The organism is Paenibacillus sp. FSL W7-1088, from assembly GCF_037969855.1.
GTDB lineage: Bacteria > Bacillota > Bacilli > Paenibacillales > Paenibacillaceae > Paenibacillus.
The window spans coordinates 4,561,212-4,581,824 of record NZ_CP150216.1 but is presented as its reverse complement, the minus strand read 5'-3'; the positions used below and the strand labels follow the sequence as shown (position 1 = coordinate 4,581,824).

Genomic DNA, 20,613 nt, shown 5'->3' with positions numbered 1-20,613 from the left:
GGCTGAATTGCTAATCGATTGAATGAACTGTCTTGATTGAACGAAACGATCGTAGGGAGATGTCGTGAATGTATATAGTAACTCGTGCGTTGAAGCCCGTACCGGCTAAGGAACTGGATCATTTTGAAGAACAGTATTCCATCTCGTTACCTGCGTCATATCGCCAATGGCTGGAACAATACGGGGAAGGCACGTATACGGGCTGGATGAATGTGCAGCGGCCGGATCAGGAGGTACTGAAACCTTTTGCTGAATATGATTTTTGGATGCACACGGACGACACACCGGTTACTCAGAATCAGCTTCAGGAGTGCATCAGTATCGGCAGTTCGGTGGATGGTGATTTCCTGGCGATTCATCCAGAGGTGAAGGGATTGTTATGGTTCCCGCGTCATGATGAGCATATTATCCTGTGGACGTGCTCAGAAGCTGACTTTGGAGAGACACTGGACCGGATCTATTGCGGATATTACCATCAGGATAAACCGCTGACCCCGGCGTATTTTGAACCGTGGAACGAGCTGCGAAACCATACGTTCTACCACTTGGTTAACGTTGAACGTGGAGGCTCCATGAAAGAACTGGCCGATTTGTGTAAAAGCAGATTCAAATGGGATGCAGTGATGGAAAATGAGTACACATGTAAACTTTTTATGGTCTCCATGGGTGGATATGTACGTTTTAATTATGCGAACGGCAGGGAAATTGCGCTTTTCTATGAAGAGATGCACGGGACGGAAGGTGCGAGGGATCACGATCTGGATCAATTTTTGCTGGCACATCATTGTACAGTCATCAATAGAGGCGGAGTGGAGGAATAACATTTGCGTTGGTTGAAAGAAAATATTGCAGAAACATGGCGTAATGAAGGCAAAAGATACGCAAAAGATGTCAATGCATTTGTACGCAGAGGCATGGCAGGAGAGCAAGTAGATGAATCGGAGCTGGAGGCGGATGGAAGAACCTCGATCAGTACTGAAGTGTGGAATATGGTGAAGCAAGCCAATCTTCAAGGGGATGTGGAACGGCTTCGACTTGAACTGCCTGCTGCAACCTGGCCAATGAACGAACATTTTCAATCTGCCATGCAGGCGGTACGGGTGGTTGGTTACCTGGATGCGGGAACAATGGTCTTCACAACCGGCACCTTCACGGAGAATGGCTGTGTATATACGGCTGATCAAGATGGATGGCTGCCTTTCTCTCAGTATACCTTCGCAGGCTGTTCGCCAAATGGTGAAGACTATGCGCTGGCCGGATCGGACGGTATTCACATCATCAGACAACCAGATCGCCATCTGGAAGGACAAGAGCTTGCGGTTTATCGCTGGGAAGATATCCAATCCAGTATTCAGAAGGCTCTGCCGCGCATCGAATCCCTTGCTGACTGCGAGCATCCGGAACGCACACTTGAAGGACTTATTCCTTTTAATGATGGGAAATCCGTTCTTATCTTCTCCAATTATGGAATCTACATGGTAGACCAAGATCAGGTATCCCTGCTTCACCCGGATCCGGCAGAGATCGAAGAATATGAGTTGGAAGATACGCAGATTGATATGGGTCATGCAGCAGTCTCACGGGACGGTCGCTGGATTGCCTACGGCAGCCAGGTCAGTAACCATATGGTACTGGATCGCAAACAAAATAAGACGTATTCCCTTTATCCTGAATCCAGCTATCCTCATTATGCGGTATTCACTGCTGACAGCTCAGAGGTATGGTTTAATGCCTGTCACTTTTATAACGGTGCTACAATACAAGTTCAGCTGGAAACGATCGATGGTAATGAAAATAAAGAAGATTGGCCTGTAATGGATGAGAACGCCCGTGTATACGCTGCAGTGGAATTGGATGCAGGCATGGTGCTTGGTGACGCATATGGATATTTATACTGTGTGAATGGTGACGGGCAGGAAGTGTGGAGACATTTTGTAGGCAGCACCATCTATTCCTTGGCAAGCTCTCCTGACCAGTCCAAACTTGCTGTCGGTACGTTCGGAGGCATGCTGCATATTCTTGATCTGCACTCGGATCAGATGGATGAGTATGGCATAGGCACAAGCACCCTCCGTGAAATTGAGCGCTACGTGTTATGGCGTGGAGAAGAACCTTTACGTTGGTGAACACCAATGATTGAAGATCAAGATTGGATGATATCAAGGCGGAGGGGAAGAAGAGGCATTCTGGGGATATCAGGAATATGTTAGGGAACGGGTAGAAAAGAGTTGAAAAGGGAGGGGTGTGTATGACACCTGAGGCTAATGCAAGATGGAATGATTTGTTTGATACACTGAATGAGCTCCTGAACGAAAAAATCCAAGATGAAGAAATTCGGCAGTTATACGACGAATACCAGCATCGGGAGGGTGCTCCTGAGCAAAGTCTAACCGCATTTGAAACGGAGTATGCCGTCCGGCTGCCGGAGGATTTTCGTGCCTTCTATAAGCGTAAGGATGGCAGTGGTTATGCATTTCATATCTTGTATCCGGGTGATGCGGAGGCAGAGGAATGTAACCCGTTTTATCTGATGTCGTTGAAGGAAATTCGGGAAACCAAACAATACTTCTGTGAAGTAGATGAGAAGTTGGACGAGTACTATTCTGCAGAAGAGATTAGCAAACTTGATCCGGAGATTAAGCCTTACTTATTCCATAAAGCGTGGATTCCTTTTGCAACGATGGCGGGAGGCTCCCTGTATTTGATGCTAGATTTTGATCCGACAGAGAGAGGAACCTACGGGCAAGTGATTATGTATGTGCATGATCCGGACTTTGTTTATTATGTGTCTGAGACGTTTACAGACTTGCTGGAGATGTCCAATCGTAATCTGAAGATCATGGATGAGATTGAGTATTGAACAGGCAGAAAGCCGTTCAACGAAAGGGCATCATTGGATGTTTTAAAAGAAAATTGAACAAGGACAGGAGCTGCCCGTAGCAGCTCCTGCATGGCTATTCTACTCTTAGAAACGATGGCCGTGGAAACCTCCGCCAGGTCCACCGGGTCCTCCGCCATGTGGTCCGCCGGGATAGCCGCCTCCAGGGAATGGACCGTGTGGACCACCGTGGTAACCGCCATGCCATCCTGGGCCTCCGATATGTCCGATGGGAAAGGGCAGTGGAAACGGTACGATGGGTGGATAGGGATATGGATATGGATATGGATATGGATAAGGGTAGGGATAGGGCGGCGGTGGATAATAAGGGTAAGGATAACCCGCAGTTGGCGGGATAGGAACTGAACCAGGTCCGTATGCCATGTTGCATGCCTCCAGTGTTTGATTGATGATATTAGCCTATGCTGCGATGCGATGGAGTGACACAGAGGGCTTAATAGAACGTGGTATGGGTGAAGGGGATATGATGTGGTTGCTGTATCGTTTCATACTGATCCAAGAGGCGCTGCCTATGAACATTTAATTGACGAGTTGATTGAGAAAACAGATCGTTTTTTGCTGGTGGACAGAGGAAGTTACGATGACGACGAAATACCAGGGGTTTCAAGAGTATTGCAGAGACTGAAGCCTTACCTTATTGAAAGCTGTACGATGGAAGAAATGATGATGCAAAGTGGAGCCATGTATTTAGAGGGGATCTATTACATATATCGCTGTAAACCGAAATCAGGGCAGATCCTTAAGGAAGAAGCAAATCGTTTTCATGACTGGTTGTACCCATCACTGCCGGATGATCTTTGTTTTTTGAAAGAGGATGGGAGAGGTTTTTTCTTTAGTGTTGCTCATGAGAACATATATGGAATGGGGATTACACAAGAAGAAGCTAGTGAGTTTAAACATTAGTTATTCTGGCATAAACGAGCTTCCTCCTGAGCTGGAGAAGCTGGAGAATCTGCATTATCTGGGTGTGACGAACAGCTTAATTAAAGAGACCCCTGAATTTGTGTCGCGGATGACTTGGTTGCAGCATGTGGACTTGTCCTGTACATGAGTAGGCGTCAGTTCGGAAGAGATTTTGGCGAGAAAAGATGATGAATAACAACAACAAACCAATCCTGACGAGGCTTCCTGTGTCAGGATTGGTTTGTTCTGTAAATGTATCTTCCTCAGAAATGGGCTCACGCATAGTAGCCCGGAGCATAAGCTGGCGTATAGGTTATCACCTAAACCGAGAGCGAAAGGCAGGCGTTTTATTTTGGCAACTTCCTATATGGACTATACCTTACCAACCACCCAATTTACATTTGACGTGAACCAGAATCCTTTCTTTCAAAAAGACGGAAATAACTATATTAACTTTCTCTCCATTCATCAATTAAACACATTGGGAAACGTATCCTTGCTGGATATTTTTCTTAGCACAGGCAATGTGGTTGAACCTCATATTCATCAGAATGCAACCGAGCTGGTGTATTGCATCAGTGGTTCCGCCGTCGTTTCCCTCATCAATCCGTTTACCAATGAGTTGTTAAACTTTACGATTACTCCGGGTCAAGTGGCGAATGTTCCGCAAGGCTGGTGGCACTATGAAATTGCAACGGTAGATCAGACCCACCTGCTCGCTATCTTCGATGCGCCGGTTCCTGAAGCTATATTTGGTTCGGATATTTTACGACTGACACCTGCCAGTATTCTGGCCCATACGTATTGTTTGGATGAGAATAAGGTAAAGGATACACTTGCTCCCATTCAAAAAACGGTAATTGTTGGGCCGCCAGTGGACTGTGTAACTCAAGTTTCTCCGGCAACAAACATGCCTGACTCGAATAGCCATCCCAACGTTCAGCCTTATGTGAATCGACTTCCATATTGGGGAACCTGGGTTGATCCCCGTATTATCCACGAACCCGGTTGTCCGTATTATACCGAACCTCCTATGAGCACGGATAATCAAGGGTAAGTGACTGATATAAGGCGTTTAAGTGGGGTTCATCCCAGTACATTGTCACGAGTGAAAGTATAGAAATTATACAAAAAAAGAAGCGTCCGAGTTCGGAGGAACGCTTCTTTTTTTGTCCATTTGTTTTCCATAGTTGTTTTCCATTTATGATGTATAGTTTCTTCCCAATCCAAGCTCCGTCAATAACTGACGATAAGCGATCGAGGTACGGTCTGCGGGAATATGCGCTTCAGCATGCAGATCCAGTGGTAAATCCTCTGGCTTTTGGGATTCCACCATTTCTCGATCTTCCTCAAATACTTGCAAATTAAACTTGATTGTATCTTCAATTGGAGCATCCTTGTCAAAGTTACGGGTAATCGGACAGAACAATCGCGTAAAACGTGCGGAGATGGGAGAGGCACAGTTGAGAATGTTCAGCTTGTCGTTCTCCGGGAAGTGAACGGTAAGTGATGCGGCGAATGGTGGAAATACGCGGAATTCACGCAGCCACTGAAAACCCTCGGGTGCCACGTTGTCCTGCCCTTTGCCATAGTTGCTGACAGAACTCCAGTATTCGGCAAGCAGTTCATTGCCTTCGCGTTTTACTTTGTATTGGGGCACTTCCGTGTTGTTCCGGTCCCCGAACGTCTCGGTATGCACGTAGGCAAAATGGGATACATCCAGAAATCCTTCCATTTGACGTCCGGCAGAACCTGCGATATCAAAGTTCGGGGGCAGGATGTTGATATAATCCGGATCATCCCATCCCGGGAATGCAGGAATCTGCTCGTCAGTATCTGCGAGTGAAGTCCAGATCAAGCCATAACGTTCGACCGCAGGATATACGATAAGTTTCAGTTTGGGAGAGATTTTGGAGCTCGGATGCGCAGGTACGGCGGTACATTTACCCTCACAGTTGTAACGGAAACCATGATATGGGCAGACAATTTCCCCATTTTCTACCCAACCTTTACTGAGCGGAGCACCACGGTGAAAACAAAGATCCTTGGCAACGACAACCTTGTCATTGCTGCGATACAGGACCAAGCGGACATCAAGCAATTGAGCGGCAAGTGGTTTATCTGTCACTTCGCTTGCCTGGGCAACTGGATACCAATATTGAGATAGTACATGCCAGTCTTCAGGGGAGAACGTGCAGCCGCGAGGCAGTTCGGATGTAAGTGGAGAATTGGAATTGGAAGTTATCATGGAAGTCACTCCTTGCTAGGATAATGAAACGTTCATTTTTTATGTCAGGAAAGTTTACTTTGTAGCTGTATGTTACTACTCTTTTGTTTCGTGTATCAATATGTATCCTGATTATTTGTTCAAAATCACAAACAAAACATCAAACAGCTAACATAAATACGGAAAAATCTTGTTTATACATAACGCATTACGTGAACTATATTCATACCTAGCAAGGTCCATTCAGGTTACTCATCTTAACTTTGCCGAGTTAAATTCTGTGCCCAAAATATGCTGAAGAAATTTTTTATAGAAAAGTGTCACAGATGTGAGCCTTGATTTGTCTTCAGGTTGTAGACCAAAATACGGAGGCGAATGCAATGAGTTTAAGAGTGAATTATAGAAGGGCTAACCCGGGTGCTTTCAAAGCAATGATGGCATTGGAGCAGCACATTTCGGGTCAGTTTAAAGACAAGCCATTATATGAGCTGCTGAAAATCCGTGTCTCGCAAATCAATGGCTGTGCGTTCTGTCTCGATATGCATGCCAAAGATCTGTTGAAGCTTGGAGATTATGCCGATCACATTTTGCTGCTGAGTGTGTGGCGCGAGGTGCCTTTGTTTACGGAAAAAGAACGTGTTATGCTGGAGCTGGCTGAAGCGGTAACACTTATTTCGGAGCAAGGCGTACCACTTGAATTGTATGAAAAAGTTAGAGAGCATTTCAGTGAGGCCGAACTGGTGGATCTGATCATGGCGATTAATACCATTAATAGCTGGAACCGGATTGCCATTACAACAGGGATGTACCCTGGCTGCTTTGAATAAGTAAACTTTCGACCATCTGCCAGAGGAGGCCATCTCATGCAATTCAATTCCTTCACCAATGAGCCAGAAGTGTCTTCTCTGGAAGTTGGTGAATTGTATATTCGTTACAAAGCCTACGCCTTTTCCATTGCTTATCGTATGCTTGGCAGTGTTGTGGAGGCTGAAGATATGGTGCAGGATTGTTTTACGGAACTTCAGAGCAAGTCTCTTGATGATATCCGTAATGCCAAGTCCTATATTGCTAAACTAATCGTAAACCGAAGTCTGAACCTATTAAATTCTGCCCGTAATCAAAGGGAAAGCTATGTTGGAGAATGGCTTCCCGAGCCAATGAGTGACAGTGAAATGGGTAACATCCCGGAAGAAACTGTGCAGCAGAAGGAGATGATTTCCTACGCTTATCTGGTTATGCTGGAACAGCTTTCCCCGATGGAGCGAGCCGTTTTTGTGCTTCGTGAGGCATTCCAGTATGAATATACGGAAATAGCGGAGTGGCTGGGCAAATCAGAAAGCAACTGCCGTCAGATCTTTAGCCGGGCGAGACGTAAGCTTCCCGACAGACCTTTGCCGATCGAACAGAGTTCTGCGAATTATGCTGCAAAAGAGCAATTGCTGGCTCGTTTTACAACCGCTTTTCTAAACTATGATGTCTCCGAGATGCTCGAGCTTCTTGCGGAACAACCCGTATTTACGGCAGATGGCGGTGGACGTGTGCATACGGTTATGAGAACGATGAGAGTTCGTAAGGGCGTACTTGCCTTGTTGACCTCTCGCCGGGTGCTTACCCGATTGCGAGAACGAGAGTGGGTGCCCACATTTATCAACGGAGAGCAACACCTTGCGTTACTGGAAAACGGACAGTTGTCCGAAGTGCTGTGTTTGGAACTGGACTCTCTTGGAGAGCGAATAAAGGGATTCTATCTTGTTGTGAATCCAGACAAACTTACATCGGTATCGAGATAATACTTTTCTGGAATGGAATAAGAAGGGCTCAAGGTATGCTAAAGCGGCACATCCTGTAAAGAGGAGTGCCGCTTCTTTTTTATTTATTAATCATTGGCAAACAGGCTTTCAACATGGTCAGTGATTTCTTTGATTTCTGGGGTAAGTTCGTCGTTACTCTTATCGAGAAGATGCAAAATCTTATCCACTGTATCCAGAAGTACACTCTTCGTGTTAGGCTCCCTATTTGCCACAGCCTTCTCGTATGCTTTTTTCACTTCTGGATCGATAGTACGAATTTCTTCTTCCGTGTACCAGTCATAGGCGGGAGAGTTATCACTTCCATAAAACAGGTAATCAACATACAGCGAATTCTTAACTGCTGACGTACGATTAGAGCTTGGGAAGTTGTTCAGGAAAGCCTCCTTCTCTAGAGTACGCCGGATGAGTTCATCCCAGGTTATGATAAAGGCCGCATCGGAAGTTGTGGGCTGGTTGGATTCCGCAGCCATAATATCAATGTAAGCAAAAATGTCAGGTTTCACGTAGGGCTGAAACTTTTTGTACATCTCATAATTGATGATGGGATAGTATAGACCTTCACTGGTTTCCAGTTTGAATCTCAGATCGGAAGCTTCCTGCAAGAGCTTGCGAACCGTCGGATCTTTAATCACTTTGAGCAGACTGCTATATGTAAGCTTTTGTTCATAACCTATGCTGGAATGGGCTTCATAGAGAACACTTTGAAACAGTTCCGTATACATTTTTTGATCCAAGTCAGCCAGTCTGATCTTTTGCAAATTCTCCAGTTGAAGGGTCATCAAGGTAGCCTGCCAAGGGCCGACTTCATCGATATGATTCAATAGATATTTACGTGCCTGATCCAGGCTGGGTGTGGATTTCACTGCATTTTTTGAAAATATTTGAAATTGTTGATATACCGTTTTGGAAGCTGCGTCAGGTGCAGCCAATGTAGTTTGAGATGTTGTCAGAGTTGCACAGATGGCTGTAAAGCTTAATGTGATGGCTAGAAAACCAAGTTTAATCGATGGATTCAATCGCATTCAAAAACCTCCCATGTTACATAATGAGTAGTGTGACCACATTCTGATTAAACCAGTTTCTGGTAATTGAATCAAGGTAGAATTCCTTAAAAATAAAATGTGTTACCCAAGGTAGTAACAACACCGGATGATTCTGGAAACAACAAAGAACAGCATCTTTCAACCTTGAGTGGGTTGAAGATACTGTTCTTTGTTGATCAAGCTTATTTTAAATTAATGGAGAGGTGGTTTATTGTTGATTGGCATCTGAGGTGTGCCGTTTGCTGGAACGTATGCCTGAAGCATCTGCGTGGTATCATTTGCATTTAGCTGAGGCACTTGATAATAAGCGTGTTGATTTTGATACATGAAAATTTCGTAGGCCATCTCGATAAACTGTTGAACCTGCGAAGCGATGACTCGGCGCACGGCTCCATTCGTAATTTCAGGAGCAGACATGGCCAGCAGGGAGGCGTGAGACTTAATTAATCCCAGCATATGACCACTGATGCCTGCATCTTTCACATCCGAAAGGGATTGGTTTGGCTTTTTTGGAGCGGACGGCTTAAGGCCATATACAGGTGGTACGATGTTTGGAATCATGTAGGTTGCAGTCTCTTGCTGCGGTTTGTGTCCGGTTGAGAAACATTCCGCAGTCAGATTGTATTGGGACAACATGAAGTTGTATTGACGATCAAGGATACCCAACAGTTCGTTGTCTTGTACAAACGTCCTGAAGATCATGTATTGATCCAACACGTTGATGGCTCCTGACAGAATTTCATGCATATCGAACATTTCATGTCCGCCATGGTTCATCTGAGGTGTGAAGCCTGGATTTGCATTAGTTGCAGGTTGTATTCGGTTTGGAGGCTGCATTGAATTTGGATTCATTGTGAATTTGATTCTCCTTTGGGAAATGGTATGATCTTAGTATGGTCTTCAACAGTAAAATTATGTAATGTGTGTTGGTTTTAAGCGAAAATAGAGACAGGTATGGTGGTGGTTGGATGGAAACTGATTGGAGTGTTCCCAAAGCGTTATTCGTTAAACATTATGGGAGCGCTGTTCAGATGCATCGTGGTGGAGTTTATACAGAGTATAAGCAATGGGATGTGCCGCAGGAGCTGGAGCAGACATGGATGGATGAAAGAATAGTTCAGTTAACCTCTGAATTATCTATAATGAACTGGGACGCGATTGATGAGCTTACGTCAATTGCCAGATATCATGCGAATCCGCTAATTATTAATGCAATCACAGCATTCGCATCAAGACAACTGACGAGTGCGGACAGTATGGTGCGTCTGATGTATGCGGAACGTGTGATTGAGTTGATTAAGCGATATGAATCGATTATTCCGGTGCATAAGCTGCGTGAAGCCTATCAACTGACAATGAACTTGTTGGAGGATGTAGTAACGAAACCGTTGGTGCTTGATCCGGGACATGAACTACAGCAATATGGGTTAAAGGATAAACGTGGACTGAATCTGCGTGTGGAAAAGAACAAGGAAGAGATCATCCGATATTTTCGGAACTGAATGTATTTCATTGAATCAAGCGAGGTAAATATCATTGAGAAAACTGAACTATATCAAAATATTTATTTTCCTTAGTGTGGTCACAGTGGTGACTATAGGTTTGTATTACGCGGCAGCGGATTGGCTGGAGCAGCGCTATTTTCGCTTCCTTATCTGGAATCTGTTTTTGGGCTGGATTCCGTTTGTATTCTCCTATGTGGCCTATGGCTTTAGCCATGCTAAATGGAAAGGGGCAGCAGGGTTTGCCGTTGCAAGCGGACTGCTCTGGCTATTGTTCTTTCCGAACTCGTCTTACATTGTAACGGATCTTGTTCACCTGACGGCACGCAGTTCCCGCTATTATGACGGAGGCAATGGATTGGACTACAAGTACTGGTATGATTTAATTGTGGTCTTGATGTTCGTTTGGACAGGTTTATTGCTCGGATTTCTGTCGATGTATCAGCTTCAGGAAGTGATTCATCACAAAATGGGGCGATGGGTTTCATGGATCTTTGTGCTTGGAGGTTGTGCTCTGGGAAGTTACGGTGTCCTGCTGGGACGTGTTTATCGCCTGAACAGCTGGGATGCGTTAACCAATCGAGAGACGCTGGTTGAACTTATGCATGAGAGTGTAAGTCGTCCATCGCTGGCTTTCTGTATGTTCTTTGGTACGTTTATTCTTACGATTTACGCAACGTTATACTATCTAATTAATACAAGAACTTTCCGTGATAGGAAGACGGAGGTCGGAAGTTCGGAGGCTGATCTGCAAAGCTTGTGATATACAAGAGTATGGCATGTCTAGTTCTAATAAAGCTAAACAAATAACCCTCAACTATTCGGGAACACGCCCAAATGGTTGGGGGTTATTTATTATCCATTAAACGAAACGTAAGAATGTTATAGGCATTTTAACAGTTCAGGTGCAATCCGTTTGGGGAATACATCCAGCGGAGGTTTTTCCTTCTTTCGTTTGTCATTGGTGAGCACGGCAACGAGTTCCAGAGCCGGGACGATATATACAAATTGACCGCCAAATCCACGGGCGTAGTAATAGTGAAGTATGGGAGCGGGCTGTTCCGCAACCTGAGCTTCGGAAGTTTCGTTGGTGTAGGCATCCACCCACCAATGCCAAGCGTAACTGCCATGATTGGGTGGGGTAACTGGAATGGCAGGTTTTGTAGAGCGGCTAACAAGATCACTCGAAATCAGCGACTGCCCGTCCCACATGCCTTGTTGCAAAAACAGTTGTCCGAATTTCAGTAAATCCTTCGGCAACATCTTTAAGCCGAACCCCCCGGTATGTACCCCCTGTGGGTCGCTTTCCCATTCATACTGTTGAATTCCCAGTGGGCAAAATAGATAACGTTCCGCAAACTCAGCTACGGACATACCTGTACTATGCATGAGGATGGCAGACAATATCTGTGATACCCCTGAATTGTATTCCATATATGTACCTGGCACATGACTTAAGCGTTGCTCCAGCGCAAAATTCACCCAGTGATCTGTACGCGTCATACGCGGAAATGAATTCTGTCCTCCGAATTCATCCCAGTTGAAGCCAGCCGTCATGGTTAATAACTGCTCCAACGTTATTTCCGGTTTGCGGGGGTCAGGGTCTGATATCAGCTGTGGGAAGAAGGTGGAGATCGGCGTGTCAGCCTCAGGCAGCACCCCTTGATCCATAGCAATACAGATGAGCGCGGACAGCACACTTTTGGTACAGGAATTGACTTTGGCAATATGGGTTGCTGCTTCTTGATTGCGGTAGTGCTCGTATATGATCTCACCACGTACGCTGACTAAACAACTGCGCAGATCCAGCGGCGGGATCATTGGATGCAACATGGATGGTATGGATGAAGGATTCATAGTGTCCTTTCTTATCGGGGACTTGTCCCATAAATTGAGTGTTCATTAGAAAAGGTTTGAATCATTATCTTAGCATATGAATAAATAAGTTCTCAATTCATCGACCTCAGGCTCTGGGAGTAGTAAGAACTGGACCGCAGACTGATTCAGATGTTCATATTTATTGGTACAATCGGGGCACATAATAAATGGGGTTATTTTACAGAAAAAAAGGAACATGAGCTTTGGTCCGTAGGGTTTGACATATCGGTAAAAGTAATTACATAAAGTGTACCTGATTATTCCAAAGTAGTGTTCCATGCAAAGGAGCTAGTGGTTATTCATGCTATTACGTATGCTGAGAAATGATCTTATGAGGAAAAAAGGAATCAACATCGCTCTATTTGTTTTTATTTTACTAGCGGCTTTACTTGTTTCTTCAGGTACAAGAATGATTATGGAGCTAACAAGTTCAATTCACCATTTATTTACAGAATCGAAGACACCTCATGTTGTGCAAATGCACGCAGGGAAACTGGATGAAATGAAGGTGAATGAGTGGGCACAGGCCAATGAGATGGTAGATAAACACCAGATCGTAGAAATGATTAACATAGACGGTGCTCATTTGTTTTTTGGAGACGAGGCTGAGAAAAACAGCATCATGGATCTTGATTTTGTTGTACAAAATCAGGATTTTGATTTTCTGCTGAATCTGGATAGTGAGATTGTGCAGGTGAATGATGGAGAAATTGCGGTTCCCGTTTATTATTTGCAGCAAAAGAAATTGAGCATTGGTGACCCTATTCATATTAAAGACGGTTCTTTCAGCAGAACATACAAGATCGTGGATTTTGTACGTGATGCTCAAATGAATCCATCGATCATTCACTCCAAACGTTTTGTCATCAGTCAGGGTGAATTCCAAGCCTTGAAACAAAATACGGGAGAGTCGGAGTATCTGATTGAATTTCGACTTAGAGATTCCAAGATGATCAGCGAGTTTACCCAAGCCTATCAAAATACGAGTTTACCGAACGCTGGTCCTGTGGTGAACTACAATCTGTTTCAGTTGTTGAATGCTTTGACCGATGGGGTTGTGGCGGCTGTAGTCATTCTGGTCAGTTTGATATTGATTGTGATCGCTGTACTCTGCATTCGTTTCACTATGCTCGCTACCATTGAAGAGGATTATCGAGAGATTAGCGTCATGAAAGCTATCGGCATATCTGAGCGTAATATTAAGAAACTCTACTTGAGTAAATATGTTGTTATGGCAGGATTGGGCTCTATCTCAGGTTTTCTTGCATCACTATGGATTAACAATCTGTTCATGTCCAATATGATACTCTACATAGGGGCAGCTCCCAAAACATGGCTGCATTACGGCATAACATTGTTTGCGGCTGTCTTCATTTTTGCCATCGTTGTATTTTTCTGCAACCGTGTGCTTCGGCGTTTTAATTACATTTCAGCCGTTGAAGCATTACGTTCGGGCAGTATGGGTGAGACGAGAATAAGTCAAAACAGACTGAACCTTTCCCAAAATCGGTGGTTATCGGTTCCGGTTTTTCTGAGTTTAAAAGAAGTCATCCAACGAATGAAAATGTTCCGTTTGCTGTTGTTTGTGTTTATTATAAGTTCATTTATTATCATCGTACCTATAAATTTCCTCCATACTTTACAAGCTCCTAGCTTTATTTCTTACATGGGTGTAGGTCAAAGCGATATGCGTATTGATCTGAGACACTCTGAAGATATCGAACAGCGTTACGCTGAATTAATTGATTATGTTCAAAAGGATAAGAACGTACTTCGATACTCACCTCTTGTCACAAGCCAATTCAAAGTGTTGAACAGTGAAGGTAGCTATGATCATTTGAGCGTAGAGACAGGTGACTTTGATGTTTTTCCTTTGTCTTACGTGAATGGCGAGGCACCGAAAAATGAAAATGAAATTGCTTTGTCTGATGCGAACAGTAAAGACATGGAGAAGAAGACAGGAGATTCCTTGGTACTGATCGTAAATGGACAGGGAAAAAAAATGACAGTCAGTGGTGTATATCAGGATGTGACCAACGGTGGAAAGACTGCCAAAGCACGGCTGGCCTATAACAAGGATCGTGTGCTCTGGTATGTCGTAAGTTTGGATTTGAAAGATGACGGTAATAAAATCTCAGATAAAATTGCGGAATATGAGCAAGCGTTCTCACCTGCAAAGGTGACCGATTTAAAAGGCTACTTATATCAAACACTTGGAGGAACGATTCATCAGCTTAAGCTGGTTGCGGTGTTGGCGCTTGTTGTAGCAGTATTGGTTACTATCCTGATCACATCATTATTCCTGAAAATGCTTGTCGCAAAGGACAGCGGTGATATCGCGATTTTCAGAAGTTTGGGATTTGGCCTCTCCACAATTAAATTCAAATATGTATCGATGTCCCTTATTGTTTTGGGTGTTGGGGTCCTTGTAGGAACGATACTATCAAATACGGCAGGTGAGTGGTTGATCAGTGCAATAATGGCTTCTTTCGGGGCGTCCAATATCGTTTTTGTCATTGACCCGCTACAAGCGTACGTACTTTGTCCGCTGCTGCTGGCAGCAACGATTATCTGTACCGCTCTAATCAGTATTCAATCCATCAAAGAATCCAGCATTTCCAAAATGATTATCGAATAGGGGGACAACCATGACTATAATCCTGGAAGCCAAAAACGTGAACAAATCGTACAGTACTGGTGAGCATGAGAAGCATCCTATTTTGAAGGATATTAATTTTCAATTGAAGAAGGGCGAATTTGTCTCCATTATGGGTCCATCGGGCTCAGGAAAATCAACCTTGTTATACAATGTCAGCGGCATGGATCAGGTAAGTAGCGGGAGTGTTTATTTTGCTGGCAAGAAAATTTCGGAGTTCTCAGAGAAAGAATTGGCACAGCTTCGCTTGAATAAGATGGGCTTTATATTTCAGAACATACATCTGTTGAAAAATCTGAATCTACTCGACAATATCATTCTTTCTGCCTATCTGGCCAAAAAAAGTAGTAGAGATTCCATTAATAAACGAGCGCTCAATCTGATGGAAAAAATGGGGATTGATGAACTAGCCAACCACAATATCACCCAGGCATCGGGTGGACAGTTGCAACGGTTCGCCATTTGCAGGGCACTGATCAATCAGCCTGATATTCTGTTTGGCGACGAACCCACTGGGGCACTGAATTCACGTTCAACCAGTGAAATTATGGATATTCTAGGAGATATTAATGCTTCTGGAACGACCATATTAATGGTTACCCATGACGTCAAGGTCGCCGCGCGATCTGAACGGGTTTTATTCATGATGGACGGCAAACTGGTGGCAGATCGTAATATGGGCAAGTTCAACAAGCAGCATGATCTTAAAGCGAGAGAGAGCAGCTTAGGTAAGTGGCTTGCGGATCACGGGTTCTAACACGGTTTATTGGAGAGGAGCTTAACCAATGAAACAGACGGAACACAGGTCATTTGGCAAATTTCTGATCGTATGGTTCGGACAGCTCATATCTACCATGGGAATCGGAATGACGGCATTCTCCCTTGGTGTTTACGCATTTGAGAAAACCCATATGGCGACAGCTGTGGCACTGATTACACTATTTACCTTTTTGCCTAATATCCTGTTGCGTCCTATAGGTGGAGTCCTTGCAGATCGTTTTGACCGGCGCATGATGATGGTCATAGGTGATCTTGGTTCTGCCGGTGGTCTCGTTTTTATCTGGATCATGATCCTGACGGGGGAGATTGAACTATGGCATCTGTATGTTGGTGTTGCTTTCAGTTCCATATTCTCGGCCATTCAAAGTCCAGCGTACAAGGCTTCAGCTACCGATTTGCTTGATAAAGATCAATATTCAAAGGGCAGTGGCTTGGTTCAGCTCGCCGAATCATCCAAGTTTCTATTTTCACCCATAATAGCGGGCATTCTGCTCAGTATAACAACCATTGAAGTCATTCTAGTCATTAATATGTTGACGTATCTGGTTGCCATTCTAGCGGTGCTTGCTATTCGGAAAAGCATTAAAGCAGCGCGAAGCGATGCCGAGAGGAAGCCTTGGCTTGCTGAACTTAACGAAGGCTGGATTGAAGTCACGACAAGTAAAGGCGTGCTGCTCCTTGTTATTATTATTTCGATTGTCACGTTCTATCTGGGATTCCTCGAGACGCTCATTGGTCCTATGATCTTATCATTTTCGGATTCAAGGACACTTGGAACATTTCAATCTGTGAGCGCGATCGGCATGCTGATCAGCAGTCTGTGTATTGGCATGTTCACCCTAAGTAAAAAATATTCAAAAATACTTGTTCTGGGTCTGGTTCTATCCGGATTATCATTCTCCCTCTTGGGGGTTTCCACCAATATTTATTTCATTATCTTTGCAGGCTTCCTGTTTTTGGCCTCCCTGCCTTTTGTCAACATGAGTGCAGACGTATTGGTGCGCAATAACATATCCAACGAGAAACAAGGCAGGGTGTGGGGAATCATCGGCATTTTATCACAATTGGGTTTTATTGTATCCTACAGCCTTGCAGGATTTTTGGCAGACCGTGTCTTTAACCCGCTTTTGGTGGAAGGTGGAGCACTTGCTTCGACCGTAGGATCATATATCGGCGTTGGTCCGGGAAGAGGCATTGCGTTGTTGTTTATTATTGCAGGAATATTTGTTATCGCTATTGCAGCTATCACTTCTCAACTTAAATCCATTAAGGGGTTAGAGAAGGGGATTGATATTGTGTCAACAGACCCAACGAATTTAGCGCATGATTGAGTTGATGTGATGTAGTTTAAAGGATGATATTGGCCCCGGAACTTTATGTTTCGGGGTTGGTGTGTATGAAAGGCTTTAGGACTGGAATCATGATTTTGGTAGAGGGTTTGTACAAATGAAAAGGATAGCAGGTATACTAGTAGTAACGAGCATCAGGGGCTTTTAGTTGTGTAGATATTAACCAGGGGGAGGTTACACCTTTGTTCAAAATCGGAAATCAAGGTACGTTTGAAACGTTGCCTGATGAAGCTATGGCGATTTACAAGGGAGATGTTATTGCTGTAGAAGAATTCATTAAACAGGGTATGGATCTTGAAAAAGAGATTACGCTCAGCAAATACATAGCATTGACACCATTGGATATTGCCCTAATCACCAATCAACTTCCAGTCATTAAGGTTTTGGTGGAGCGCGGAGTGAACCTGAACGTGAAGGATAATCCAGCAATCCTCAAAGCGGTCAGATATGGCGGGGAAGAGCTCATCCGATATTTGCATCAGAAGGGTGCCAAGTTGAACAGTTTGAGCAAGGTGAAGTCGAATGCATATGATGAAGCCTATTACGGTAACAAAAAGAATATCGCAGTGCTGAAGGACCTCGGACTGGATATTCAAAAATATGGTGGAAAAACACTGCGAAGAGCAGTGTCAGATCACGATCTGCAAACCATTCAGTATTTACTGGATGAGGGTGTAGATATTAACTATAATGAGCCGGATATGGTGTATCCATACAAGGCTACACCGCTTACGGTAGCTGCTCGCAACAACAATATGAAGATGGTTCAATTTCTGGTAGAGCGTGGAGCGGATGTAACTATTCAAGAGAAGGATGGGGAGCGGGCGTATACGATTGCGGTCAGTCAGAAGAATGCGGAAATGGCAGAGTATTTGAAAGCTCATGAGCCGCAAGACTTTCACAGTCTGAGCAATAAATTGCATGTGCTCAAATCGTACAAGCTGCCTGATGTATTAATCCGTTTTCTAACGGAAGGTCCGCGCAGAATCGACTTGCCGGACAATCCATCCGGCGTGGGATACATCGAATTCTTCCATCTGATCGATACGGTAGAGATGAAGCTGGGCAGACAGAAACTGCTGCGCATATCCTCTGACGTGGATCAGTACTCCCATATCCTGATCGTCTGGAACCCGAGCAAAAAAATGATTGGGTTCGCTGACATTGAACATCAGGAGATTGGAAATATATGCACGTTCCCTGAATTTCTAGCTGACCCGGGTGAGAAGATCACAGAATTCTTCGATCAAATGTAGCTAAGCATGGATGCAATTATTAAATATTTATTCACTGATATATATAAATTAACAAGAAAGAGCCGGATTCGAATGAATCCGGTTTTTTTTTTTTTTTTTTGTATTACTTGTTCGATTGTTTAGAATTTGCAATACAAATTAGAAATCCCTCAACAGATCAAACACCTCATATAACGCCTCATGGTTAACTTTAATAGTACTCTCATTACCAAGTTCCTGTTCCAGTTGATCAAGCAAGCTCGCAAGAACAACATAGATTTCTTCACGTTCAACCGTTTCAATAAAGCCAGTTTTAGCATCCATTTTGTTGAAGGTTTGTGTGTAGTTTTCAAACATGGAAAATAGCTGTTTCTGGATAACTTCGTTGCTTATCTGGCTTTGAGCCAGCTGACGAATTTTCTTGAGACATTGTTTATACAGTTGTGCTGCCTTCTTGGCATGAGCAGACTTTATATGATCCCGTCCGTCCCAGTCTCGAAAAGGATTCGTTAGATTCTCTGCGAGCCATTCCGGTTTTCGCGGTTTACTGATTTCGAGTTCGAGCCCGGCTGCGGCTGCTTTTTTATATCTCGTTTTAATTGATTTGGCGGCTTCTGCTGGCAAACTGGTTAGCCATAGTTTCGATAGCTTAGGGAATTGTTCTGGGTTAGGGAACTGTTCTCCAATGAATCCGAACAAGTCATATGTACTAAATTCCTGTAACGCCTTCAAATGCTGAATGGATTCAAGTTGAATCAGACTGCCTGGTTTACCCCACAAACGCAATTCCGTAAGTTCCGGATAACGTTTCACAAGGGGGGCTAAATCCAGCTCTGTGATTTCTCTAATATGTAAGCCATCCAGACGTGGAACTCCGTTGATATGTGGCAGACTCGCAGCAACATTCAATGTTAACCATTTTCCATCCTCATGAGCATCAATACAAAGGCTGGCAGACAGGTTTCCTGTAAAATTCAGACTTTTCATCTTGGTATTCAAAGTGAGACGTTCCAATCCGCTGACATCGATGACGAGTTTGGTCAAATGACTTTTACTGAGGTCCAGCGACTTTTGACCGTGGTTCGTGATATGGAGTTCATTGATAATCGGCTCCTTGGTTAGGAAGGGTATCAGTGATTCCGGATATCCGTCCATTTGAATATTTGTCAAACAAGGCAGTTTGGCAAGTTCGGCCACATCTTCTTCAGACCTCGGCTTGAAATTGCGTATTACACTCGAATTGCGTCTCATCATCTGATGGCCAACCGAGATCTCTTCAAAGTCTTCAGCGGCTTTCTTAAACCGTATTCTTCTTGTTTCATCAATGGCATCCCATTGACGTTGCCGGTACAGACTGTCCCCAATCAGCCATCCTCCGCTATAACTATTTGTCTGTTCAGTGACAAGCGGAGGGATATTACCTGCCAGAATAAAATTGGAAGGGACATTGGCATTCACAAAGGTATGATCCAGCCGATTTTTCCAGAAATAAAAGCTGCAAATGAGCGGTTTCATCTGATGAAGTTCCGTTTCATCGGGCCGCTGATCTCCTGTCCAGTCCAATTGCAGGATTGCAGCAAGCTGGCGTGATCCCTTACTCCCGGTTTCTTTCAGGCCAGTTACCTGGCAGGCAGCATATTGTTGTAAATTTTCGACGTATACACAGTATATGTCTCCGACCGTTGGGACCATGATGTGCTCCTTTCGTTTTGCATAAATCAATGCTAAGCTTCTTGTAAACTAGAGATTTTGCAAAAATGATAATAAAAGAATTATATCAAAGGCGTTCGATCACATCCATTTTGGATAGAGCCATATTTGAATCGATAGAAATCTGAATATCTAAGGGAGGTTATTTATGACTACAGGTATTAGCCGTAATAAAACGCTGGGTGAATTTTTGAAATCTCGGAGGAGCCGGATTCAGCCAGAGCAAGCCGGGATCACTCCAGTTAAGTGAGGAAGAGAAGGACCATCTATTTCGTTTATGGGACCCCAATGCAGAGCATCATTATTCAACTTGCTTACCCGTTTTCGAATGAAAGTAAAGATCCCTGGTACTCGCAGTCTGGAGAGAGTTCATGAGAATCTGGGTGCATTGCAGGTTTCTTTCACCAAGGATGAATGGGCTGAGATTGAACGAATATCTCCTAAAGGATTTGCCGCAGGGGGAAGATACCCGGGACTTGCCTAATATAAAGCAAGACTATAGATAAAACACTTAACGCCCCAGACCTGTTTTCAGAAAAGGGTGTTTTTGTGTTTTACTTGAGAGTGGATGATTTTCACCTAATTGACAGATGAAATTACTCGGCTGGATAAAAATTGCA

21 protein-coding genes are annotated in these 20,613 nt (G+C 44.0%); 15 read left to right on the top strand and 6 right to left on the bottom strand.

The window, feature by feature from the left end:
• Positions 1–68: 68 nt before the first annotated feature.
• The 3 genes from MKY42_RS20590 to MKY42_RS20580 all read left to right on the top strand — a co-directional run bounded on the left by MKY42_RS20590 (position 69) and on the right by MKY42_RS20580 (position 2,860).
• A complete protein-coding gene (locus tag MKY42_RS20590) occupies positions 69–821 on the top strand; it encodes an SMI1/KNR4 family protein (protein ID WP_179264120.1) in 753 nt (250 codons plus the stop codon).
• A gap of 3 nt (positions 822–824) precedes the next feature.
• Positions 825–2,126 (top strand): hypothetical protein, encoded by a 1,302-nt coding sequence (locus MKY42_RS20585; RefSeq protein ID WP_339844294.1) that lies wholly within the window; start codon positions 825–827, stop codon positions 2,124–2,126.
• A 122-nt stretch (positions 2,127–2,248) separates the two neighbouring features.
• A complete protein-coding gene (locus MKY42_RS20580) occupies positions 2,249–2,860 on the top strand; it encodes an SMI1/KNR4 family protein (RefSeq protein WP_339844291.1) in 612 nt (203 codons plus the stop codon).
• Between the two features lie 105 nt (positions 2,861–2,965).
• Here MKY42_RS20580 and MKY42_RS20575 read toward each other — a convergent pair whose 3' ends face one another.
• Complete coding sequence (locus MKY42_RS20575; protein ID WP_090900327.1) at positions 2,966–3,262, bottom strand: hypothetical protein; 297 nt, start codon at positions 3,260–3,262, stop codon at positions 2,966–2,968.
• A gap of 105 nt (positions 3,263–3,367) precedes the next feature.
• Here MKY42_RS20575 and MKY42_RS20570 point away from each other — a divergent pair, with 105 nt between their 5' ends.
• From MKY42_RS20570 to MKY42_RS20560, 3 genes are all read left to right on the top strand, one after another.
• Positions 3,368–3,802, top strand: a complete 435-nt coding sequence (locus tag MKY42_RS20570) for a hypothetical protein (protein ID WP_090900324.1) — start codon at positions 3,368–3,370, stop codon at positions 3,800–3,802.
• Positions 3,786–3,950, top strand: a complete 165-nt coding sequence (locus MKY42_RS20565; protein ID WP_339844288.1) for a hypothetical protein — start codon at positions 3,786–3,788, stop codon at positions 3,948–3,950. Before MKY42_RS20570 ends, MKY42_RS20565 begins: the two co-directional genes overlap by 17 nt.
• A 204-nt stretch (positions 3,951–4,154) precedes the next feature.
• Positions 4,155–4,859 carry a cupin domain-containing protein gene (locus tag MKY42_RS20560; RefSeq protein ID WP_090900322.1) on the top strand — a complete coding sequence of 235 codons (705 nt, stop codon included), beginning with the start codon at positions 4,155–4,157 and terminating at the stop codon, positions 4,857–4,859.
• Between the two features lie 144 nt (positions 4,860–5,003).
• Here the strand turns inward: MKY42_RS20560 and MKY42_RS20555 are convergent, their stop codons facing one another.
• A complete protein-coding gene (locus tag MKY42_RS20555) occupies positions 5,004–6,050 on the bottom strand; it encodes an aromatic ring-hydroxylating dioxygenase subunit alpha (RefSeq protein ID WP_090900319.1) in 1,047 nt (348 codons plus the stop codon).
• Positions 6,051–6,409: 359 nt separating this feature from the next.
• Here MKY42_RS20555 and MKY42_RS20550 point away from each other — a divergent pair, with 359 nt between their 5' ends.
• Both MKY42_RS20550 and MKY42_RS20545 read left to right on the top strand, forming a co-directional pair.
• Positions 6,410–6,856: a carboxymuconolactone decarboxylase family protein gene (locus MKY42_RS20550; protein ID WP_090900316.1), complete on the top strand. Its 447-nt coding sequence runs from the start codon at positions 6,410–6,412 to the stop codon at positions 6,854–6,856.
• A gap of 36 nt (positions 6,857–6,892) precedes the next feature.
• Positions 6,893–7,819, top strand: a complete 927-nt coding sequence (locus MKY42_RS20545) for a sigma-70 family RNA polymerase sigma factor (protein ID WP_090900314.1) — start codon at positions 6,893–6,895, stop codon at positions 7,817–7,819.
• A gap of 86 nt (positions 7,820–7,905) precedes the next feature.
• On the opposite strand, the gene MKY42_RS20540 is transcribed toward MKY42_RS20545, so the two are convergent.
• Together MKY42_RS20540 and MKY42_RS20535 are read right to left on the bottom strand one after the other, a co-directional pair.
• Complete coding sequence (locus tag MKY42_RS20540; protein ID WP_090900311.1) at positions 7,906–8,862, bottom strand: hypothetical protein; 957 nt, start codon at positions 8,860–8,862, stop codon at positions 7,906–7,908.
• Between the two features lie 213 nt (positions 8,863–9,075).
• On the bottom strand, positions 9,076–9,720 hold the full coding sequence (locus MKY42_RS20535) for a spore coat protein (RefSeq protein WP_256222219.1): 645 nt from the start codon (positions 9,718–9,720) through the stop codon (positions 9,076–9,078).
• Positions 9,721–9,851: 131 nt separating this feature from the next.
• On the opposite strand from MKY42_RS20535, the gene MKY42_RS20530 reads away from it, so the two are divergent.
• Positions 9,852–10,385, top strand: coding sequence for a hypothetical protein (locus tag MKY42_RS20530; protein ID WP_090900308.1), 534 nt, complete (start codon positions 9,852–9,854; stop codon positions 10,383–10,385).
• A gap of 34 nt (positions 10,386–10,419) precedes the next feature.
• Positions 10,420–11,148, top strand: coding sequence for a DUF1361 domain-containing protein (locus tag MKY42_RS20525; RefSeq protein ID WP_090900305.1), 729 nt, complete (start codon positions 10,420–10,422; stop codon positions 11,146–11,148).
• Positions 11,149–11,267: 119 nt separating this feature from the next.
• Here MKY42_RS20525 and MKY42_RS20520 read toward each other — a convergent pair whose 3' ends face one another.
• Complete coding sequence (locus MKY42_RS20520; protein WP_339844281.1) at positions 11,268–12,218, bottom strand: serine hydrolase; 951 nt, start codon at positions 12,216–12,218, stop codon at positions 11,268–11,270.
• A gap of 454 nt (positions 12,219–12,672) precedes the next feature.
• Here MKY42_RS20520 and MKY42_RS20515 point away from each other — a divergent pair, with 454 nt between their 5' ends.
• The 4 genes from MKY42_RS20515 to MKY42_RS20500 all read left to right on the top strand — a co-directional run bounded on the left by MKY42_RS20515 (position 12,673) and on the right by MKY42_RS20500 (position 18,304).
• Positions 12,673–14,901, top strand: a complete 2,229-nt coding sequence (locus MKY42_RS20515; protein WP_339844278.1) for an FtsX-like permease family protein — start codon at positions 12,673–12,675, stop codon at positions 14,899–14,901.
• 10 nt (positions 14,902–14,911) lie between these two features.
• Positions 14,912–15,676 carry an ABC transporter ATP-binding protein gene (locus tag MKY42_RS20510; protein ID WP_179264140.1) on the top strand — a complete coding sequence of 255 codons (765 nt, stop codon included), beginning with the start codon at positions 14,912–14,914 and terminating at the stop codon, positions 15,674–15,676.
• A gap of 28 nt (positions 15,677–15,704) precedes the next feature.
• Positions 15,705–17,030 carry an MFS transporter gene (locus MKY42_RS20505; protein WP_179264142.1) on the top strand — a complete coding sequence of 442 codons (1,326 nt, stop codon included), beginning with the start codon at positions 15,705–15,707 and terminating at the stop codon, positions 17,028–17,030.
• 200 nt (positions 17,031–17,230) lie between these two features.
• A complete protein-coding gene (locus MKY42_RS20500) occupies positions 17,231–18,304 on the top strand; it encodes an ankyrin repeat domain-containing protein (RefSeq protein WP_339844274.1) in 1,074 nt (357 codons plus the stop codon).
• Between the two features lie 138 nt (positions 18,305–18,442).
• Here the strand turns inward: MKY42_RS20500 and MKY42_RS20495 are convergent, their stop codons facing one another.
• Positions 18,443–19,975 carry a hypothetical protein gene (locus MKY42_RS20495; protein WP_179264146.1) on the bottom strand — a complete coding sequence of 511 codons (1,533 nt, stop codon included), beginning with the start codon at positions 19,973–19,975 and terminating at the stop codon, positions 18,443–18,445.
• A 346-nt stretch (positions 19,976–20,321) separates the two neighbouring features.
• Between MKY42_RS20495 and MKY42_RS20490 the strand changes: the two genes are divergently transcribed.
• Entirely contained in the window at positions 20,322–20,477 is a 156-nt protein-coding gene (locus MKY42_RS20490; RefSeq protein WP_339844270.1) for a hypothetical protein, read from the top strand.
• Positions 20,478–20,613: the final 136 nt, after the last annotated feature.

Coding starts and splice junctions, on each gene's coding strand:
- MKY42_RS20515 (WP_339844278.1), top strand. CDS start 12,673: ATGATTATGGAGCTAACAAGTTCAATTCACCATTTATTTACAGAATCG.
- MKY42_RS20520 (WP_339844281.1), bottom strand. CDS start 12,218: ATGTTGCATCCAATGATCCCGCCGCTGGATCTGCGCAGTTGTTTAGTC.
- MKY42_RS20555 (WP_090900319.1), bottom strand. CDS start 6,050: ATGATAACTTCCAATTCCAATTCTCCACTTACATCCGAACTGCCTCGC.
- MKY42_RS20490 (WP_339844270.1), top strand. CDS start 20,322: ATGAAAGTAAAGATCCCTGGTACTCGCAGTCTGGAGAGAGTTCATGAG.
- MKY42_RS20505 (WP_179264142.1), top strand. CDS start 15,705: ATGAAACAGACGGAACACAGGTCATTTGGCAAATTTCTGATCGTATGG.
- MKY42_RS20575 (WP_090900327.1), bottom strand. CDS start 3,262: ATGGCATACGGACCTGGTTCAGTTCCTATCCCGCCAACTGCGGGTTAT.
- MKY42_RS20580 (WP_339844291.1), top strand. CDS start 2,249: ATGACACCTGAGGCTAATGCAAGATGGAATGATTTGTTTGATACACTG.
- MKY42_RS20590 (WP_179264120.1), top strand. CDS start 69: ATGTATATAGTAACTCGTGCGTTGAAGCCCGTACCGGCTAAGGAACTG.
- MKY42_RS20495 (WP_179264146.1), bottom strand. CDS start 19,975: ATGGTCCCAACGGTCGGAGACATATACTGTGTATACGTCGAAAATTTA.
- MKY42_RS20550 (WP_090900316.1), top strand. CDS start 6,410: ATGAGTTTAAGAGTGAATTATAGAAGGGCTAACCCGGGTGCTTTCAAA.
- MKY42_RS20510 (WP_179264140.1), top strand. CDS start 14,912: ATGACTATAATCCTGGAAGCCAAAAACGTGAACAAATCGTACAGTACT.
- MKY42_RS20540 (WP_090900311.1), bottom strand. CDS start 8,862: ATGCGATTGAATCCATCGATTAAACTTGGTTTTCTAGCCATCACATTA.
- MKY42_RS20535 (WP_256222219.1), bottom strand. CDS start 9,720: ATGCAGCCTCCAAACCGAATACAACCTGCAACTAATGCAAATCCAGGC.
- MKY42_RS20545 (WP_090900314.1), top strand. CDS start 6,893: ATGCAATTCAATTCCTTCACCAATGAGCCAGAAGTGTCTTCTCTGGAA.
- MKY42_RS20530 (WP_090900308.1), top strand. CDS start 9,852: ATGGAAACTGATTGGAGTGTTCCCAAAGCGTTATTCGTTAAACATTAT.